We start from the raw sequence: 19,145 nt of genomic DNA, 5'->3' as shown, positions 1-19,145 counted from the left end.
GATAACTTTCGTTCGATTGCAAACATCTTGTTATTGTAAGCTATCTCAACAGAAAGCACCATACTTCTACAAGTGAAATAGAATATAGATACTCCCTATGACTTCTTTATATAACATACTTCTACTTATTATAACATTAACCGCTCTAGATACCCAGAAACACCTTGTGATTTTTTTCCCAATTCTTTGCTACGTATTTATGGATTCCCGTTACTTGTTAGCAAAAAAACCTTCAAGATCATAAGCAACAGAAATCATGCTTATGACTTTGAAGGTTTGAAATTGCTTTATTATTGATTGGCTTCCCATTCTGCAACTTCTGCACGTACCCGTGGTGCAACTTCTTTTCCTAACAATTCAATCCCATGCATCACCTGATCATGTGGCATGGTACCTACAGGTGCATGTAAAAAGAATCGTGTAATACCGACTTGTTTGCGCAAATTAATAATTTTACGAGCCACTGTCTCTGGATCGCCAACATATAGCGCGCCTTGCTCACTACGAGCAGCATCAAAACTATTGCGTGTATAAGGACCCCAACCACGTTCTTTGCCCAGCTTGTTCATACTTTGTTGAGTCGAAGGGAAAAATTGCTCTACTGCAAGTTCAGTCGTATCTGCAATAAAGCCATGCGAATGACAAGCTACAGACAGTGTCGAAGCATCATGCCCGGCATGAGCGGCTGCTTTGTAATATAGCTGAACCAATGGAGCAAATTGAGCCGGTTGTCCACCAATAATCGCTAATACTAATGGTAAGCCCAGCATACCTGCACGAATCACAGACTCTGTATTGCCTCCACTACCTATCCATACTGGTAATAATTCTTGTACAGGACGCGGGTAGACTCCTAGATTCTGAATCGCTGCGCGATGTTGTCCTTGCCAGCTTACTTTTTCAGAAGCTCTAATTTTCAAAAGTAAATCTAATTTCTCATCAAATAATTCATTATAATCATCTAGATCGTAGCCGAATAAAGGGAATGATTCGATAAAAGAACCACGTCCCGCCATAATCTCAGCCCGTCCATTTGAAATGCCATCTAATGTTGCAAAATCTTGAAAAACACGTACCGGATCAGCCGAAGATAGTACGGTAACCGCACTGGATAAACGAATACGTTCGGTTTGCGAAGCCGCTGCTGCAAGAATAACTGCTGGTGAAGAAGCCGCATAATCTTCTCGATGATGCTCTCCTACTCCATATACATCCAATCCTACTTGATCGGCAAGTACAATCTCTTCAACCACTTCACGAATACGTTGTGCATGACTCATGACTTCACCGGTTTGTGCATCTGGCGAAGTTTCTACAAAGGTGCTTATGCCTATTTCCATCGAAACATTCCCTGCTTTCTTATTCTATATTATTCTTTATCTATATCGCTATAAATTTGTTATTTACTAACTTTACAAGTAATATCTTTATATTGAACCTTTTTGACATGAATATCAAGTCTTTTATAACAAATATAGATAAAAAAAGAATAATTAAGGAATTAACGACTGGCTAAAGCTTGCTGACCTACTTTTTCCAACGTATTCATCACTTGCTGATAAGGTGAAGGCCCATAACTTATTCGAGATACTCCCCATGCAGAACATTCGGATACAGAAGGGGTATCTGTAGTAAGCATAATATTGATTGGTAATGGAGAATGAGTGCACAACATTTGAATCGAAGAAGGATCACTCAAACCGGGTACAAAAAATCCATTCGCTCCTGCATGAGCATAGGCGATAGCGCGTGTTAAAGCCTGTTCGGTATTCTCCTTTTGCACAGAAGCAGAAGACAGCGGATCGGCTTGTAAAAAAATATCGGTACGCGCATTAATAAACAAAGGAATACCTAACTGGTCAGCAGCTTGGCGAGCTGCAACAATACGTTCACATTGATCTTCGATCGTATATAATCGTTGTTCACCGATAATCTGATCTTCAATATTGATGCCGACTGCTCCAGCTTCGATAACCATTTTTACAGATTGAGATACTTGTTCAGGAGTATCGCCATATCCACCTTCTATATCAATCGTGACAGGTAACTGTACTTTTTGCGTAATCTGTTTGAGATTGTCGATCACCTGTGTAAAAGGAAATGCTTGTCCATCTTCATAACCATGCGCACTAGCGACAGACCAACTGCCTGTAGCGATCACTTGGGCACCTGTACGTTCGATAACCGCTGCACTACCTGCATCCCATATATTGACTAACACCAACGGATTTCCTTTTACATGTAGATCATGTAATACTTGTGCTTGCTGAATTTGAGTAGTCATAAGTTATATTCTCCTTGTTCATGTATTAAAGGGTTAGACGTAGACGATGAAATAGCTTGTAGTGGAGTTCGTTCATGTTGTAATAACCATGTTTTGCGAGTAAGCCCACCGCCATATCCACCCAATTCTCCATTGGAATTAATCACACGGTGGCAAGGGATCACAATCGCTAATTGATTCGCTCCATTGGCTTGAGCAACCGCACGAAAAGCAGACGGCTTCCCTAATGCTGATGCAATCTGAGCATAAGAACGAGTTTCTCCTGCTGGAATCTTCATTAATTGATCCCATACCTGTTGTTGAAAAGGGGAACCTAGTAATTGTAGCGGTGTTGTAAATGTCGTAGACTTTCCTGAAAAATACGCATTCAATTCTTGCTCGATCAAACGAATCGGTTCAGTCATTCCTGGGATAATCGCCGATTTTGTTTTTATCCGTAATCGTTCGACTTCACGTTCCAATCCTCTACGATCTACAAATTCTAATAGATACAATGCTTCTTCACTTGAGACAGCAATCATCGGACCGAGTGTCGTATCGATCCAGGAAGCTTTAAGCACCCGATCTTCTGTCAGCAATGTCGGTGCAGCACCCATAATTCGTGCAAACGCATCTCGAAATCCACTACTCGACTCATATCCTGTTGACAACTGTGTATCAATAACCGTTTGCCCGGAACGGATATGTTTGAGCGCTAGTCCCATGCGGCGAGCACGCGCATATTCGACAAACGTCATGCCAAAGCGCTTTTTAAATTGGCGACGAGCGGTGGACTCATCTACTGACAATTGACGGAAATCTTCTTCACGCCAGCGCTTTTCGGGTTCTTTTTCTACCGCTTCCACCAGTATACGTACAACATCAGATACATGATTCGGATGGGACAATGGACGACAACGTTGGCAGGGTCGATAAGAAGCGAGCAAAGCTTCTTGCGCGGTTGCATAAAACTCACAATTTTCAAATTTCGGCTTACGCGCCGGACAGGTAGGACGACAAAATACGCCTGTCGTTTTGACACCGACATAAAATAAACCTTCGTATTCTGTCTTTTTCTCAAGTAATGCTTGGTAATACTCTTGCTGGTATTCAGGCGAGATCATAGAGATGCTCCTTTACAAGAAGTGGATACGTTTATTATAATTCTCCGACTGTATGTTCATCGCCGAAATTCAGGCATTGATTTTTTTATACGAAAAAAGCTAAGCACAATGCTTAGCTTGATCTCCGTTATATCAATATCGTGTAGCCTTATTCAAAGAATGGATCATTAAATCTTTTTCACAAATTCAGACTTCAATTTTATCGCGCCAAAGCCGTCGATTTTGCAGTCGATATCATGATCGCCATCGACCAGACGGATATTTTTGACTTTGGTGCCGATTTTGAGGGTAGAAGAACTACCTTTCACTTTCAGATCTTTGATAATCGTGATCGAATCGCCATCTTGTAAAATATTGCCGTTGGCATCTTTAACGACTTTCTCGTCGCTATCTTGAGTCTCTTCAGCATTTGGATTCCATTCATAAGCACATTCCGGGCAGACTAACATATCGCCATCTTCATATGTATATTCAGAATGACATTTAGGGCAATTGGGCAAGCTCGACATCTTTTCATTTCTCCATTCGTTCGGTTCATTTGACAACCTGTTTATGCTTATATTTTGCCATAGACTTGGAAGTTCTACAAATTTTTATTCCAGATCAACTATGATTTCCTTATTGCTCCATATTTCGTTAAAATAAAGATATCTTTTTACGATATGAACAGGGGGCGTTACATATGGCTTTTACTATTAGCAATCTTACCGATAATAGCAATACAGTGATCAAAGACAAATTAGGTAGTTTTACCGTATTGGAATATATCAAAGACCTTAGTTGTACCTCGGTAGGTGAGGCTAGTGCTCAATATTATATGTCCAAAAGCAATATGCATCGCAAACAGTTAATGATCGAAATTAACAATAGCGAAATTATGATGCGTGCAGGTGCGATGCAGTACACTGTTGGTAATATGGAAATGACAACAGGCGTTAAAGGCGCTGGTGGAGCTGTGCGTGGTTTTCTAAGTGGAGCAGCAACAGGTACCGGCTCTATCAAACCACTTTATAACGGAACAGGTACGATCTTGCTAGAACCTACCTACAAATACATCTGGTTAATTGATGTCGATAACGATGAAATTGTTCTGGACGATGGATTGTTTTTGGCTTGTGAGACGACACTCAAAATTGGCGTTGTTGCACGTAGTAACTTCTCTTCTGCTGTACTTGGTGGTGAAGGATTATTTAATATGAGTGCTAGCGGTAAAGGCGTTATTGCTCTCGAAGCACCTGTTCCTGCTGAAGAAGCTGTTGTGGTTGAACTGCAAAATGATGTGCTAAAAGTCGATGGTAACTTTGCGATGATGTGGTCGAATACACTCAACTTCACAGTCGAGAAATCAGGCAAAACCAAAATGGGTTCTATGGCATCTGGCGAAGGATTAGTGAACGTATATCGTGGTACAGGAACTGTCTGGTTAGCTCCGCCTTCGAATTAACATATCATAGATTAATCAGACATCTTGTGCTCTACTAATCTACTCATTATTTAATGAATAATATTGATAATGACACCTTATATAAAGGAACAACATCAAGACTAAAAAGACAATAACAAAAAAGGTAAAGAACGCGATTATGCATTCTTTACCTTTTTTTAGTTTATTATCACAATGGATACGATGTACTTAAGCCGCTCCAAAAATCTTCATTAAGCCCATAATCAGAATCCCTACAGCGCCAAAGTCAGTATCACCAAATGTCGAACCGCCGAAGCCGAACTGTGTCAGGAAGATGAGCAAGATTGCTGGTAAGAAGCTAATTAACAATCCATTTGCAAATGCACCGATCATCGCTCCTCGTCGTCCACCTGTCGCATTCCCGAATACCCCTGCCGCCGCTCCTGTAAAGAAGTGAGGAACCAAGCCCGGAATAATCACCTTCAAGCCTACTGCTGGCAAAATAAACATCGATAACAATCCTGCCAAAAAGCTAAATAAGAAACCGATAATCACTGCATTGGGTGCAAATGGGAATACAGTCGGGCAATCGAGTGCTGGCTTCGTATTCGGAGCCCATTTCTCAGCTATCCCTTTAAATGCAGGTACAATCTCTGCAATCAACATCCGTACACCAGCAAGAATAATATATACCCCTGCTGCAAAAGTAATCGCTTGAATCAGAGAGAAGACGATAAAGTTAGAACCGTTAGACAATTCGGTCTGGATATATTCTTGTCCTGCAAACAAAGCTACGACAATAAAGAAGATCGACATTGTCAGCGAGACTGCTACAGAAGTATCTCGCAAAAAGCCTAACGATTGTGGAACTTTAATCTGCTCGGTCGTTTTTTCTTTATTTCCGAACCATTTCCCGATGGTTGCAGAGACAAAGTAACCGATCGAACCAAAATGCCCTACAGCAAAATCATCACTACCTGTAATCTGACGTACATACGGCTGTAAAATCGCCGGGAATACAACCATACATAATCCCAAAATAATCGATCCTACAATCACCAGTGGTGCGCCGCTCATACCACCAACTGTTAACGATACAGCAATCAAACAAGCCATAAATAGCGTATGGTGTCCGGTTAAGAAAATGTATTTAAGCGGTGTAAAACGTGCCAGTATAATATTCACGATCATCCCGAATACCATAATAAGAGCCGTAGATGCTCCAAATTGACTTTGGGCTGCCGCTACAATCGCTTCATTGGTCGGAATAATACCGGGAACCTGAAAAGCATGAGTAAACATTTTGCCAAAGATATCTAAAGCACCTGTTAATACTGTTGCACCGGCTCCAATAATTACAAACCCCATAATCGTTTTGAGTGTACCGGAGACTACTGTAGCGATAGGCTTGCGCTGTAATAGTAGTCCGATCAGCGCAAACAATCCAACCAGTATAGACGGTGTGCCTAGAATATCGTTCATTATTAAATTCATCATATCGGCTCTACCTTCTTCCCTCAGATCAAGCTAGAAGCGGTTCTAATTTGGATTTAATTTCAGGGATACTCATCATATTTTCAAGCGATACGACTGTACGACCCCCATCGCTAAGTTGTGCCATAATATCTGCCGCTCCGATAAAGATATCCGCTTGCTCGGATTTGGCTGACGATAGATCGGTATGATCCACATCTGCTACTTTGCCCATTTCTGTTAAAGCCTTTTTGATATTGATCTCCATAATAAAACTGCTTCCTAATCCGTTTCCACATACGACCATAATTTTCATTCTGTTTCCTCCTTAGAATATTGATGAATATATTGCATAAGTACATTTTTATCCGGGCTGTTCAAAATATCTTCGATATTCGACGGTTCGCCTAGCAAATGCGTTAATTGTACCAGTGCTCGTAAATGGGACGAACGATCTGCCGCCGCCAAAATAATAATCAACCGCACAGGCTTATCCGGTGCAAAATAAACCGCTTCTTCTAATCGCAAAAAGCTCATTGATAGCGAACGTACTCCTTGATCTGGACGGGCATGCGGAATCGCCACTCCCGGCGTAATTACTACATAAGGTCCATTTTGTTCGATCGATTGGATCATCGCTTCAATATATTGCTCTTCGATCGTACCCATCTCTAATAGTGGCTGAGAGGCTACTGCAATCGCTTCTTTCCAATCGCTGACATGGGACTGGAAAGTTATTGTCTTTTCAGTAATCAATTGTTCCAGCACAGGTTTCTCTGCCCCCTCTAGGGAATGCTTATTTGTTCTATGCGTATAGGTATAAATGTGTGCTTGTAATGCTTTTTCTAACTCTTCCGGTTGCAAAATAGTAGCATGCTGACCAATCACTTTGAGCAGTGAAGCGGTATCTACTTTTTCTATCGTGTACCCGTATAATTCTTGCATCACTTGCTGTCGTAGCTTTTGTTTATCTGGAATCTCCATAATTGGCGGAACTACGAACAATGGCGCAGATGTTCTAAGATGAACGGTTGAAAAAACCAGATCATATCTTAGCGTATAATTCGCCATATCTCGTACTGACAAAGCATCCAAAAACAGAATGTCTGGAAACATTTCACGAAGCGTATACATCAGAATATGACTGATTCCTATACCGTTCGCACAGACAACAATCGCGCGCTTGCGATCATCAAGTACAGTTCCCTGTCTACGTAACCATCCACCAAAATGAATCGTAAAGTAAGCGGCTTCATCTTCAGGCACTTTGACCCCGATACTTTTTTCAAGCGGAATCAGTGCTTTGTGAGTTAAATGATGAAGTTCAGGATAGACTTTCTGAATCCGCTCGGTCATCTGGTTGATCAAAGAGATTCCATATAACATTCGGTAATACGCAGGACGCAAATGAACATATAACTGTTGGTACAACAGCTCTTGATCTTGCAGACTTACACATGCCCAGCGTTCAAATTCCGATACAATCTCACGAATCAACTGCTGGATCACTTTGTCTTCCTGTAGTGGTGAGATATCTCGTGTACGATTCATACTAAGCAAATGAAGTGTCGCATACAGACATTCATTTTGACTCCACTCCTGCTCAAAAGCAGACGATTGCACCATTTGCTTCACCAGTTGATACTCTTGTGTACCTGTTAACTCTTCCCAACTTTGCTGGACTGATAAAGTAGCACCTTTGCCAATCAATTGATCGGTACATAATATCAGGTATGTCAGTTCTTGCAGGCGTTCATCGGCAAAGCTAATTGCCAGTTGATGCTCAATCTTTTCCAATTGTTGACGAATCTGTTCCAACTGCTCTGTGTGATCTTCCCAGATACATTGAATAATCAATAAATGGCTGGGGCTATGAAGCACCTCGGGTAACCATTCTTCAATTAGATGACGTTTGCGATGATTGCTTCCTTTGATCACATATCCATCTTTTTTGGAATATTCAATCGACAATTTGTAGGTGTGTAACTTGGACTTCAGTCGTTGCAGATCTTTGAGCACCGTATTACGAGACACACTGGCGATCGACTGGAAATGGTAAACAGATAATAATTCTTTGCTTAGTAGCAAAAGCAGTCCAAATACTTTTTCCCGATCTCCTTCTGAAAAAAGATAAGATCGTTTGGTTAATTTCACTGGCACATCTTCTGCTCGAATAATATCTGTTAAGTAGTAACCCACTTGACGATCATAAGAAATCGCAGAGTAACCATGATGTACCAACCAATCATTTATTTTGTTGATGCTGTATTGCAATTGTCTTCGGGTAAGCTCCATATGAGTTTCCAACTCGACCATCGTGAGTGCTGATGACTGTTGAAGTAATTGTAAGATGCCGGCACTTCGTTCATCTAAAATCATCTTTGTGTTGCCTCCCTTGTGATAACGATACAACAATAACCGACAAATCTATACTGTTTTTGAGTCCCTTTATTGTCGAATAATCTGCACAACAATATACACTTCTTGTGCATAGTTATACCGATCATAAATAAAATAGAGATAAAATCACTGCAATAGGTAAAGAATTTATTTATAATTTAAACCAACTAATAGATTGGTCAACTGCACAAAGGGGGATGAGATATGTTCCAACTTTCCGAGCAGCAAGCTCAAGAGATAGTCGATAAAATGATGGCAGATATTCCATACAATATTAATATTATGAATGAACAGGGGATTATTATAGGCAGTGGAGAGCGACATCGAGTAGGCACTATTCATCAAGGTGCAGTTGAAGCGTTATCGATCGGTAAAATGATTGAAATTCGTACTGCTCGTGAATACGAAAAGCAAGGCACCAACGAACCGATCGTGATCAATCAGCAGTATGTAGGTGTCATCGGTATCACCGGGCATCCTGATGAAGTTCGTCCTTTTTGCAATATTGTACGAACGACAGTGACTTTATTGATCGAACAGCGCATTGCTTTTGAAAAGCAGACGTATGAAAATAATCGCAAAAAAGCATTTAGTGATCTGTTACTTCATTACACAGGCACGTATTCGCAAAAGATAAAAAAAGAAGCTACTTCTTATCATATTGATTTGCTTGTCAAAACAACAGTCTTATATATCAAATCATTCCAACGGCAAGAAGATCAACCTAGTAATTGGTTACCTTACCCGTGGTTTGAGATAGATGAAGATAGCTATGTTGTGCTTATACAAGATCCAGCGAATATCAGTCCATGTATCTCCACCTTATATAGTCAGCATCCGGATCAGTGGGTTGCAGTAGGCACTTCTCATGCCAATATCGCTACAAGCTATCAACAAGCTCGATCAGCAATGACTCTGTTACTGTCTTTGCGTCCGTCGACACAGATCCTACATTATGATGAAGTGACATTTATCGCTGAATGGAGTCATACAGAACTGATGCAGACAGGTAATAGTGTAACCAAGTTAGAAGGGTATAGCGATTTGTTAGATACGTTGCGAAGTTTTATAGAGCATAATTGCAATATGTCAGATACAGCGATTCATCTTAATATCCATCGCAACACACTACAATATCGTTTGAAAAAAATTCAGCAAGTAACAGGTAAAGACCCCCGTCAACTGCTGCACTTGATTGAACTCATATACGGTCTAATCTCGCTCCACAAATAAATCAGTCTGCACTATCCCTGATTATGAGACGTTATTAGATAGCAAAAAACGTTCCTGATCATATAGATATAGGAACGTTTTTTTGATTATTTGATGTATAGAGCTATTTGCGTAGAAAAGTATTCATTTACCACTATGATCTCTTTATTTGTTACGCAAAGCCAGTACTCTAGCGATATTTTCACACGTACGTTCGATATTGGCTGCACCTGATTGCAATAAGGAATCTAGATCAGAGGCTCCGGGAACAATACCAAATATCGCATCTATACCTTCATCATATAACGTATCAATGCCTTCTCCAATATACCCTGCGATAGCGATAACAGGCTTACCTGATGCACGTGCAGCACGAGCTACACCATACGGTGTTTTGCCAAATTTGGTCTGGAAATCGATTCCGCCTTCTCCTGTAAATACAATATCAGCACTTTCCAATTTGGGGATTAATCCGCTGTATTCGATCACAATATCTATTCCTTTTTGCAATACAGATTGTGTGAAAATAAGCAAACCTGCTCCTAATCCACCTGCCGCGCCTGCTCCTGGAATAGATGCTACCTCTTTATCCAGTTGTTGCTTCACCACTGCCGCATAATGATGCAGATTATGATCCAATTGCTGTATCATCTCCGGTGTAGCTCCTTTTTGCGGGCCAAAGACTTGAGAAGCTCCTTGTTCTCCACAAAGTGGATTGTTAACATCACAAGCCACAATCAACTGTACATCTTGTAGACGTTGATCCAGTGCAGAGATATCAATAGTAGATAAGCGACCTAGATCACCACCTCCACGCGCAAGTGGTTCTCCTTGCTCATCGAGAAAGCGTACCCCTAATGCTTCTGCCATGCCTGCGCCACCATCATTCGTTGCACTTCCACCGATACCGATAATAATCTTTTTCATACCGCGATCTATACACGCTCGAATCAATTCACCTGTACCGTAAGTAGTGGTGATTAACGGATTGCGTGTATGCTGATTCACATAGTGAATGCCACTTGCTGAAGCCATCTCAATGACTCCTGTTACACCATCGCCCATAATACCGTAAGCAGCAGTTACCGGAGTGCCCAGAGGTCCTGTCACTTCTTTTTGATACAATTGTCCGCCTGAAGCGTCGATTAACGATTGAACGGTACCTTCCCCGCCATCTGCCATCGGGACATGAATATAACGGGATTCTGGATAGACTTTGCGAAGCCCTTTTTCTATAGCGATACAGACTTCTTTGGCGGTCATACTTTCTTTAAATGAATCGGGTGCTAAAAGAAATGTTGGTTTGTTCATATTCTCACCTCACTACAGGATAAATCCGTAAAGGATCGTTGCTACAATGGCCATCGTTCCACCGACGATTGCTTCATAAGGGATTAATCCCATCCGTTGTTTAATACTCATTTTCATAGCGCCTGCTGTTACATGGAAATAATTGCCCTGTGGTAAAGAATCGATTACGGTAGCTCCAGTATGTACCATCACTGCCGCAGCTAATGGAGCTGTGCCCATATTCAGAATTGCTTCACCAAATGAACCGGTGGCTAAAATAACACCTGTCGAAGTAGAAGCTGTTGCCGCCGCCATCAATATCCCTGCAATTGGTGCCAAGAATGTTCCCGAAATACCAGAAATTTTAATCAAACTTACCACTTGATTCGACAAATCAGAAGCGGTAATCAGACCTGCTATTCCACCTGCTCCGATTAGAATTAATACCGTAGCCGTCATTTTATTCAAACCTGATGTCGTATATTCCACGATCTTACTGCCTTGTCGCATCGCTAACATGCCTATAATGCCTGCAATCGGCAAAATATACATCGCATCTACTTTGAAATTAGCTAATGCTTGGATACCGGATATCGAACCGATTGGATTAATCATTAATAACACGACAGCTACAACAGGAGCGACAATCGCTCTACCCAGAGGCGGATATTTGGAAGTATCGACATCTTGTTCGACAGCTTCCTCGTCTGTCACCATGACTCCTTTGTTTTTGAGTAGCGAAGCGACTACTACTGTCACAATCAATCCACAGATTGCAGGAATAACACCGGCAAGCATCACCTGACTGAGATCCAGATTGAATCCACGTGCCGCCGCGATAGTATTGGGATTAGGAGAAATAATATTTCCTGCTTTACCGCCTCCCGATAAAGCTAATAACAATGCTATTTTGGAAATTCCCATTTTGTTACCTACTGAAAGAGCAATTGGTGCTACGATCAGTACCGCAACTGGAATAAATACACCTACAGCCGTAATAATCATAGTTGCCAGCGCTAGTGCTAGAATCGCTTTACTACCACCGAACTTTTTGACAATGGCTTGAGCAATAGTCTCTGCCGCACCTGATTCCATCATCACACCTGCTAATACACCGGCGGCAAGCACGCGCAATACGGTTCCCATCACACTTTGTGTACCATTGACCAATATTGTAACGGTCTGCTCTAGATTGGCTCCCCCTAGAAGTGCACCGATAATGGCTCCTAGAAATAAAGCATATACCGGATTTAATTTGCGCAAAATGAGAATGATAGCGATAGCTAATCCTACCAAAGCGCCTATCCAGCTAATCGTTAAACCTTCCATTCGTCTTCCCCCTATTGCTTTGTTGAACACGCTTTCAGTATAGCGCTTTCAACTTTGAAAACCTATTGATAAAAAGACGAAATTGATTGTGCATATGACCAATCAAATAAGATTATTGTGTTGGATCATATCAAGGTCCAATATGTTGCAATTCGGGTAATAGACAAAGAACCATAACCACGATACATATTATACTTTGCGTATGAAAGGAGTTAACCGCTTGAATCCTTCGGCTATTTTGCTTTTAAAAAACACGATCCGGTTATTACGACCGATTGCTGTGATTACTTCCAGTGTGGTGATTATCTTCTCAGGTGTTTTTCCACTTTTCGCTTATTATGATCTGCCTAAAGGGGTATTAAGCGCTGTTTCGTTATTACTACTGGTTGGATGCTTTATGATTCATGGCGCATTAACTCATGCACTGAATGATTATACCGATTATTTATCAGGTACCGATCAACACAGCCCTGCTTATTTATCTGGAGGAAGCCGGGTTATTCAAGAAGGTCGCATCGCTCCACAGACACTCAAATGGATCGGATATGGACTTGCGATCGGGTTATTGGTGATTGCCGGAGTACTGGCTTTGCTCGGATATTATCCGTTAGCTTTACTGCTAGTGATTGGTGTCTGGGGAGCCGCTTCTTATTCGATGCCTCCGTTACGATTCAGTTATATTCCTCTAGCAGGTGAATGGTTAAGTACATTTCCGTCAGCCTTTTTCTTAGGATTAGCAGGCGTATGGATCATGTTAGGGGATTTTCCAGAATGGGCGGTACAAAATGCTGTTATCAATGCGCTATATTGTATCGCCTGGGTAATGATCCACCATATTCCTGATCTAGCAGCCGATCAGCAAGCTTCTCCTGTGAAGCGGACAAGTGTAGTCTGGTCTGTCGCTATGTTTGGTCCCAAGTACAGCTCACTTCCTGCGATTGTCTATATGATTCTGATCGGATTATGTGCATTATGGTTAGGTACCGATCGGTTATGGGCGGCTATAGGTGTAGCGGTAATTGCGATTGTATCTATCTTTTTGATCGTCAGAACTGATATACAAGATGCCGAACAAGTAACTGCCTGTGAGAAAAAGCTATTATTGATCGCGATGATCACAGCGATATGGTTAGGTATTTTTATATAAATAGGGGTATACACACTTCACTACATTTAACTATGCTTTAATGATAAAAAAGAAACGCTACCAACCAAGCTTGATGATCGGTAGCGTTTCTTTTTGGTTTTTTTCATGTTGATATGTTCATTAGATACTGCACATCTGTTGATTATATAGCGCACATACAGTTATAGGTACTTACCACTTTGGAAAAACTATAAGATTAGCGCTACATCCCTCTTCTTAATACGCTTCAAAGTAGCTTTGAATCGTTGCAGGGTCTTTGGTCTGAGTTAGAGCTAACATTAACAAAATGCGAGCTTTCTGCGGATTCAGTGAATCCGCATATAATGTACCAATTTCAGCATCCGAGTCTAATGGAGTGACTACACCACTACCTGTACGTGTCGAACGTACAACAGTTACTCCTTGATCAACGGCTCTAGCTGCGCCTTCACTAGAACGGGTAGATAATGATCCATTACCACTGCCTGCTACGACAATGCCTTTAGCACCTGAAGCTACTGCCGCATCATACAGATAACTGCCATTGTTTTGATATTCGTATAAAATATCGACCTGTGGCAATTCGGTCATTCCTTTGACATCAAAAACTGTATTTGCTGTATGTTTGCGTGTCGATTGATTATAAAAATACACTTTATCGCCAGACACAACACCCAGATAACCTTGTTCGACCGATTTGAATGTATCGGTTCCTGTCGTATTGGTTTTGGTAATATAACGTGCCGCCCCAATCCGATCATTCAGAGCAATCATAACTCCTTTGCCAGTAGACTCAGGGGTACTCGCAATTTTGACAGCATTGTATAAATTAAATGAACCGTCTGCACTGATCGCTGTTGCCGGGCGCATCGCTCCTACAACCACTACAGGCTTATCACTTTTGACGACCAAATCTAGAAAATAGGCTGTTTCTTCTAATGTATCTGTACCATGTGTCACTACAATACCATCGACATCATCAGAAGAGAGTAATTCATTGATCCGATTGGCTAATTTGAGCAAAACAGCATTGTCGATATCAGGGCTACCAACATTCGCAATTTGTTCTCCGCTGATATCTGCTACTTTTTTCATTTCAGGTACAGCATTAATTAATACATCGATACCTAATGCGCCTGCTTTATATCCGGTTACATCGGTATTGGATTCTGAAGAACCTGCAATAGTACCGCCTGTAGCAAGAATTTTGATGTTTGGCAAAGATGTTTGTACAGCTGTCGTCTGAGAAGTAGGATTGGTGTCTGTCGCCGCCGATGCAGAATAACTCATAACAGGCATTAACAATACCGCTGTTAACATAGAGACACACCATTTTTGTTTCCATTGCACTGATAATTTCATACCTATTCCCCCTTGTCATTGAATAATAACGCTATGACTTCAAATATTATGTAAATTAATATTACATAAATATAATATTAATATGTATTATAGCGATAAATAGCTAAATAACTCAATAGAATTGTATATTTATGCAAACAATATGTTATTTTATATAACACAAAATAAGGATATCAGCTTGTAATAACTGATATCCTTATTAATCATGTTAGATTATATTTACTTTTTACTACATAATGATTATTGTGCTGTATCTGATGTACTATTGGTTGTACCTGTCGTGTTGTTCGTCATATTTCTAGTCGGTCTTTGACCTCCGCCTCCACCAAATCCTGTGTTCGCCGTTGTTACACCTGACTCATTCACCCATGTGATCTGGCTAGCTAATTCAAAATCGACTACTTTGGTTCCGCCTGTATATTCACCATCTGCATATAGTCCATCTGTTGCTGTACCTGTAGACGTTCCACCTGTGTAGATCGAGTATGAATCACCTTTGACCAGATCAGGAGAACTGACAACAACGGATTGATAATCTTTAGTCGGTGCAAAAGTAAGGATATTTTTGCCTGTGCTATCTTGAATATGAACCAGTGTACCTGCTGATTGGGTAGCAGAATAACTCATACTGATTGCAGACTGCGTAGAATCGTCAGAAGGCGCTTGAGCCATACCTGAACTGCCGACAGCGACTACATATCCACCTGTCATTTCAAAGGTACCATCATAATCGAGTGGGCCATTTCCATTCGCAGTTGGGCCATTAACTATAACAGTTCCGCCTGACATCGTGATAGATCCATTGGAATCCAATCCATCTCCCTGTGCATCTACAGTAAGTGTACCTCCTGTAATATTTAATAGAGCATTTTGGGAACTACCTTGACCGCCGCCTCCACCAAAACCTCCTGGAGGAGCGCTGTTACCTGCTGGATCGGTGTCTGTCGATGTTGCTGGTTCTGCAGTGGTTGATTCTGTGGTGGTTGAAGCTGTTGTCGATTCAGTCGATGCTGTTGTACTTGTTGTGTTTGCATCACCAGAAGCATTTACACCATCATCAGAAGCTATCACATTCGTATCTCCACCAGATACATTGATATTTGTCGCTTCTAACCCTTCATAACTGGTAGTTACATTGATCTTGCCACCAGAGATATTCAGATCCACATCTGCATGCATAGCATCATCACCTGTAGCAATTTCAAGCGTACCGCCTGTGATATGGACTGTTGCATTACTATGAACAGCATCATCTGCGGAATCTATGGTGAACGTTCCACTATTGATTGTGATATCACCTGTTGCTTTCAGCCCTTTGGTACTGGTAGATTCATTAGCTGTTGCATCTGTGTCTGTTGATGCAGTCGTGTCTGTCGATGTTGTTGTATTAGTAGTTGCTTTGGTAGTTGTTGTTGCTGTAGCTTGATCTTCTTGACCTCGTGGTCCACCGAATCCTCCACCTTGACCGGGTTGTTCTTCCACTTTAGCTTCAGCTTTGGTATGACCTCCACCAGATACAATCGTAAATGTACCGTCATCAATAACTAACTGCTTTTCAGATTGAATACCATCATTCGTGGATTGGATATCAAAAGTTCCACCTGCTATAGCAACAAATCCTTTGTCTGCATCAGTATCGTTTGTAGACTTGATCCCATCTCCACCCGCTACGATCTTAAATGTTCCATCTTCGATCGCCACCATATCTTTACCGACTATACCATCATCTGTAGCGGTAATATTTAGTGTACCAGATACGATTTTGAGATCGTCTTTGCTGGTAATACCGTCTTTGTAATTGGCATGTACAGATAATGTACCTTCACCATTGATAGTTAAGTCTGCTTTGCTAAAAATCGCTGCGCTTGGTTCATCTGTAGTATCATCTGCAAAAGTATATTCTGCTCCATCGGTGATCACATTTTCTGTACCGTCGGCTAAGGTAATAAACGCATTTTTCGCTTCCTTGATATAAATTGGTGCACTATCACTATCTGTAATCGTTACGCCATTTAGTACGAGTATCACGTTTTCTTCATCCTGTGAATCGACCACAATCTGTCCATCTGTCAATTGACCGCTAAGCACATACGTACCACCTGCGGTAATCGTAATGACTCCATCTGCTACAGTTGCACCATTGCCTGTAATGGTTGCACTGGAACCTGTTAATTGGATCGCTGTATAGTCGGATGATTTCCAATCTATCGCATCGTCTCCACTATCAAATGTAACCAGATCAGAGACTTTCAGTGCTGTTGAAGAGGATACTGTAGTCGCTGTTGTTGCCACTGTAGCAGTCGAGCTAGTTGCCGCCGCTAATGCCTCGGATGCTGTCGGTGTTGTTGAACTGCATGCTGATAATGCCAGTGTACTTAGAAGAACTATGCTCAAGTTGGTTTTTGTGATCCATTTTTTCATATGATATCGTTCCCTTCAATCGTTGGTTTGGAATTCGTTTGGTTTGGATAATTTAATATGTTTCTACCGCTGTTGGACTCATCGTTAAGGAGAGGTCAAGGTTACCGTTGCGACACCGGATCGCATCCAGAAATTCTTTTTGGTTGGTAACCTGGTTCATCGTGACCAGGTAGACCAGTTCATACAGACTGCCAAGCTCGGTCGTTCTAATTTTTTTCAAATCATACTGTACGTTAAATTGTTGGAATACTTCTGCAAATGCTTCGTCATAAGCTAAATTTTCTGGAATCGTGACTTTAAGTGTTTTTTGCAATTTTTTACTGACACCAAATTTGAAGCGGTTGAGTACAAACATCATCACACACAGGATAATCGTGAATAACACAGCATAACCAAAGTATCCTGTACCACAGGCAAGACCTGCTGCCATGGTGAACAATACATAGGCGATATCTTTAGGATCGCCGGGAGCACTTCTAAAGCGAATAATCGAGAATGCACCGGCAAGACTGAATGCTCTGGCGATGTTGCTACCAATCAGTAGAATAATGATAGCGACGATCACTGGAAGTAGTACCATCGTTAATGTAAAGTTTTGCGAATACCCGCTCGGGTTCGTTTTCATATACGTCAAGCTGATTAATCCGCCTAGAACAATAGCGACGAATATAGTGAGTAGCGAAGTGGTTAAAGTCAGGTCTGTTGTGGTTGTAGCCACTGTTAGTAATGAATCAAGCATAAAGAATGCTCTCCTTTTCAGTTGGGATATGTTCTACAGGTTGGTTTATTTTTGATTTCAATAGTTGTTTGTATTCGTTGCCGTATTTGGAAAAGCTGGTACGGTACATCCCGTGTTCGGACAACTTTTGTGATAACCATAATGGAATCGTTTTTTCAGCTTTGACTTCCATCAGCCATTGCCCTTTGTCCATCAACTGGTCGCCATAATCACCTTGTTCTAATTTGAGATCATAACGTCTGGTACGGATATTGCTATCAAATGTGATCCGTAGATCACGATTGTGCTTGCTGAACAATGCTTTGCGATCATACGAAAGATATAATTTCGGTGCTAGATCGTAAATTTGCAAAAAGTAAGTCAGTTCGTTTAGCACCTGCTGATTCATATAATCTTGATACTCTGGTGCCAGACCTGTGCGAACAAATTCATAGGCTTCGTCTAATTTCAGCGCTGTCCGGCGTTTGTTCACCAAGCCCATCACTTTCTTTTTAATTTCCAGATAGACTTTGGCATTCTCACCGGGAACACCGTAAGCTCGTAAGCGTAGCTTTTCTTTGTATTTCGGTTTGGAAAGACTCATGCGAATTAACGAGTCATGTGGTGTATCAAAGTACAGATTGCTGATCGAGTAAAAATCGTGTTGTTGGCAATATTCATCGACTTCCATATACTCCAACAATTCGTTATACAATTTGAAATACGATGGAGTGTCCATCAGATATTTACTTTCATACCGGTTGAATACTTCGATTGCCATGTGGATCATTTCCTTTCGTGTAAGCATGTATTGGATATTGTCTGATTGGTTTTTGAAAATAGTTATGAGGTGTATATTGAGTCTTACCTCACATGTAGATGTTGTCTGTTGGTGTGTCTCGCTTGCTTATATTTGAATCTTACAGCCCTAACCTTTAGTGAATCTTAAATGTTTTACATTGCGAAAACATTTTTGACAAAACACAAAAAAAGCCATGACGCATACGCGCACATGGCAATAA

General features: G+C 41.1%; 16 protein-coding genes. 3 read left to right on the top strand and 13 right to left on the bottom strand.

The window, feature by feature from the left end; translation table 11 throughout:
* Positions 1-290: 290 nt before the first annotated feature.
* From PQ460_RS00660 to PQ460_RS00645, 4 genes are all read right to left on the bottom strand, one after another.
* Positions 291-1,340: an LLM class flavin-dependent oxidoreductase gene (locus PQ460_RS00660; RefSeq protein ID WP_274171415.1), complete on the bottom strand. Its 1,050-nt coding sequence runs from the start codon at positions 1,338-1,340 to the stop codon at positions 291-293.
* A gap of 161 nt (positions 1,341-1,501) precedes the next feature.
* Positions 1,502-2,284, bottom strand: coding sequence for an isocitrate lyase/PEP mutase family protein (locus PQ460_RS00655; RefSeq protein WP_273614187.1), 783 nt, complete (start codon positions 2,282-2,284; stop codon positions 1,502-1,504).
* On the bottom strand, positions 2,281-3,387 hold the full coding sequence (locus PQ460_RS00650; protein ID WP_274171414.1) for a bifunctional transcriptional activator/DNA repair enzyme AdaA: 1,107 nt from the start codon (positions 3,385-3,387) through the stop codon (positions 2,281-2,283). Before PQ460_RS00650 ends, PQ460_RS00655 begins: the two co-directional genes overlap by 4 nt.
* 167 nt (positions 3,388-3,554) lie before the next feature.
* Positions 3,555-3,896, bottom strand: coding sequence for a zinc ribbon domain-containing protein YjdM (locus PQ460_RS00645; RefSeq protein ID WP_274171413.1), 342 nt, complete (start codon positions 3,894-3,896; stop codon positions 3,555-3,557).
* 173 nt (positions 3,897-4,069) lie between these two features.
* On the opposite strand from PQ460_RS00645, the gene PQ460_RS00640 reads away from it, so the two are divergent.
* Positions 4,070-4,831: an AIM24 family protein gene (locus PQ460_RS00640; protein ID WP_274171412.1), complete on the top strand. Its 762-nt coding sequence runs from the start codon at positions 4,070-4,072 to the stop codon at positions 4,829-4,831.
* Between the two features lie 189 nt (positions 4,832-5,020).
* Here the strand turns inward: PQ460_RS00640 and PQ460_RS00635 are convergent, their stop codons facing one another.
* From PQ460_RS00635 to PQ460_RS00625, 3 genes are read right to left on the bottom strand one after another with little or no spacing between them, the layout of a single operon-like run.
* Entirely contained in the window at positions 5,021-6,289 is a 1,269-nt protein-coding gene (locus PQ460_RS00635) for a PTS ascorbate transporter subunit IIC (RefSeq protein ID WP_273614191.1), read from the bottom strand.
* 25 nt (positions 6,290-6,314) lie between these two features.
* Positions 6,315-6,581 carry a PTS sugar transporter subunit IIB gene (locus PQ460_RS00630; RefSeq protein WP_069326492.1) on the bottom strand — a complete coding sequence of 89 codons (267 nt, stop codon included), beginning with the start codon at positions 6,579-6,581 and terminating at the stop codon, positions 6,315-6,317.
* Positions 6,578-8,644 carry a BglG family transcription antiterminator gene (locus PQ460_RS00625; protein WP_274171411.1) on the bottom strand — a complete coding sequence of 689 codons (2,067 nt, stop codon included), beginning with the start codon at positions 8,642-8,644 and terminating at the stop codon, positions 6,578-6,580. Before PQ460_RS00625 ends, PQ460_RS00630 begins: the two co-directional genes overlap by 4 nt.
* A gap of 225 nt (positions 8,645-8,869) precedes the next feature.
* On the opposite strand from PQ460_RS00625, the gene PQ460_RS00620 reads away from it, so the two are divergent.
* Positions 8,870-9,898: a CdaR family transcriptional regulator gene (locus PQ460_RS00620; RefSeq protein WP_274171410.1), complete on the top strand. Its 1,029-nt coding sequence runs from the start codon at positions 8,870-8,872 to the stop codon at positions 9,896-9,898.
* A 144-nt stretch (positions 9,899-10,042) separates the two neighbouring features.
* Here PQ460_RS00620 and PQ460_RS00615 read toward each other — a convergent pair whose 3' ends face one another.
* Positions 10,043-11,188 carry a glycerate kinase family protein gene (locus PQ460_RS00615; RefSeq protein ID WP_274171409.1) on the bottom strand — a complete coding sequence of 382 codons (1,146 nt, stop codon included), beginning with the start codon at positions 11,186-11,188 and terminating at the stop codon, positions 10,043-10,045.
* Positions 11,189-11,200: 12 nt separating this feature from the next.
* Positions 11,201-12,496, bottom strand: coding sequence for a GntP family permease (locus PQ460_RS00610; RefSeq protein ID WP_274171408.1), 1,296 nt, complete (start codon positions 12,494-12,496; stop codon positions 11,201-11,203).
* A 202-nt stretch (positions 12,497-12,698) separates the two neighbouring features.
* Between PQ460_RS00610 and PQ460_RS00605 the strand changes: the two genes are divergently transcribed.
* Positions 12,699-13,643, top strand: a complete 945-nt coding sequence (locus PQ460_RS00605; protein WP_274171407.1) for a prenyltransferase — start codon at positions 12,699-12,701, stop codon at positions 13,641-13,643.
* 216 nt (positions 13,644-13,859) lie between these two features.
* On the opposite strand, the gene PQ460_RS00600 is transcribed toward PQ460_RS00605, so the two are convergent.
* From PQ460_RS00600 to PQ460_RS00585, 4 genes are all read right to left on the bottom strand, one after another.
* Positions 13,860-14,984, bottom strand: coding sequence for a type II asparaginase (locus tag PQ460_RS00600; RefSeq protein ID WP_443147185.1), 1,125 nt, complete (start codon positions 14,982-14,984; stop codon positions 13,860-13,862).
* Positions 14,985-15,224: 240 nt separating this feature from the next.
* Positions 15,225-17,405: a carbohydrate-binding domain-containing protein gene (locus PQ460_RS00595; protein WP_274171406.1), complete on the bottom strand. Its 2,181-nt coding sequence runs from the start codon at positions 17,403-17,405 to the stop codon at positions 15,225-15,227.
* 52 nt (positions 17,406-17,457) lie between these two features.
* A complete protein-coding gene (locus PQ460_RS00590) occupies positions 17,458-18,144 on the bottom strand; it encodes a DUF4956 domain-containing protein (RefSeq protein WP_274171405.1) in 687 nt (228 codons plus the stop codon).
* On the bottom strand, positions 18,137-18,904 hold the full coding sequence (locus PQ460_RS00585; protein WP_274171404.1) for a polyphosphate polymerase domain-containing protein: 768 nt from the start codon (positions 18,902-18,904) through the stop codon (positions 18,137-18,139). Before PQ460_RS00585 ends, PQ460_RS00590 begins: the two co-directional genes overlap by 8 nt.
* Positions 18,905-19,145 lie beyond the last annotated feature (241 nt).

The sequence above is a fragment of the Paenibacillus sp. KACC 21273 genome, assembly GCF_028736095.1.
Taxonomy (GTDB): Bacteria; Bacillota; Bacilli; order Paenibacillales; family Paenibacillaceae; genus Saccharibacillus; species Saccharibacillus kyungheensis.
The sequence above is the reverse complement of the archived record's forward strand: the minus strand, read 5'-3'. Positions and strand labels throughout refer to the sequence as shown.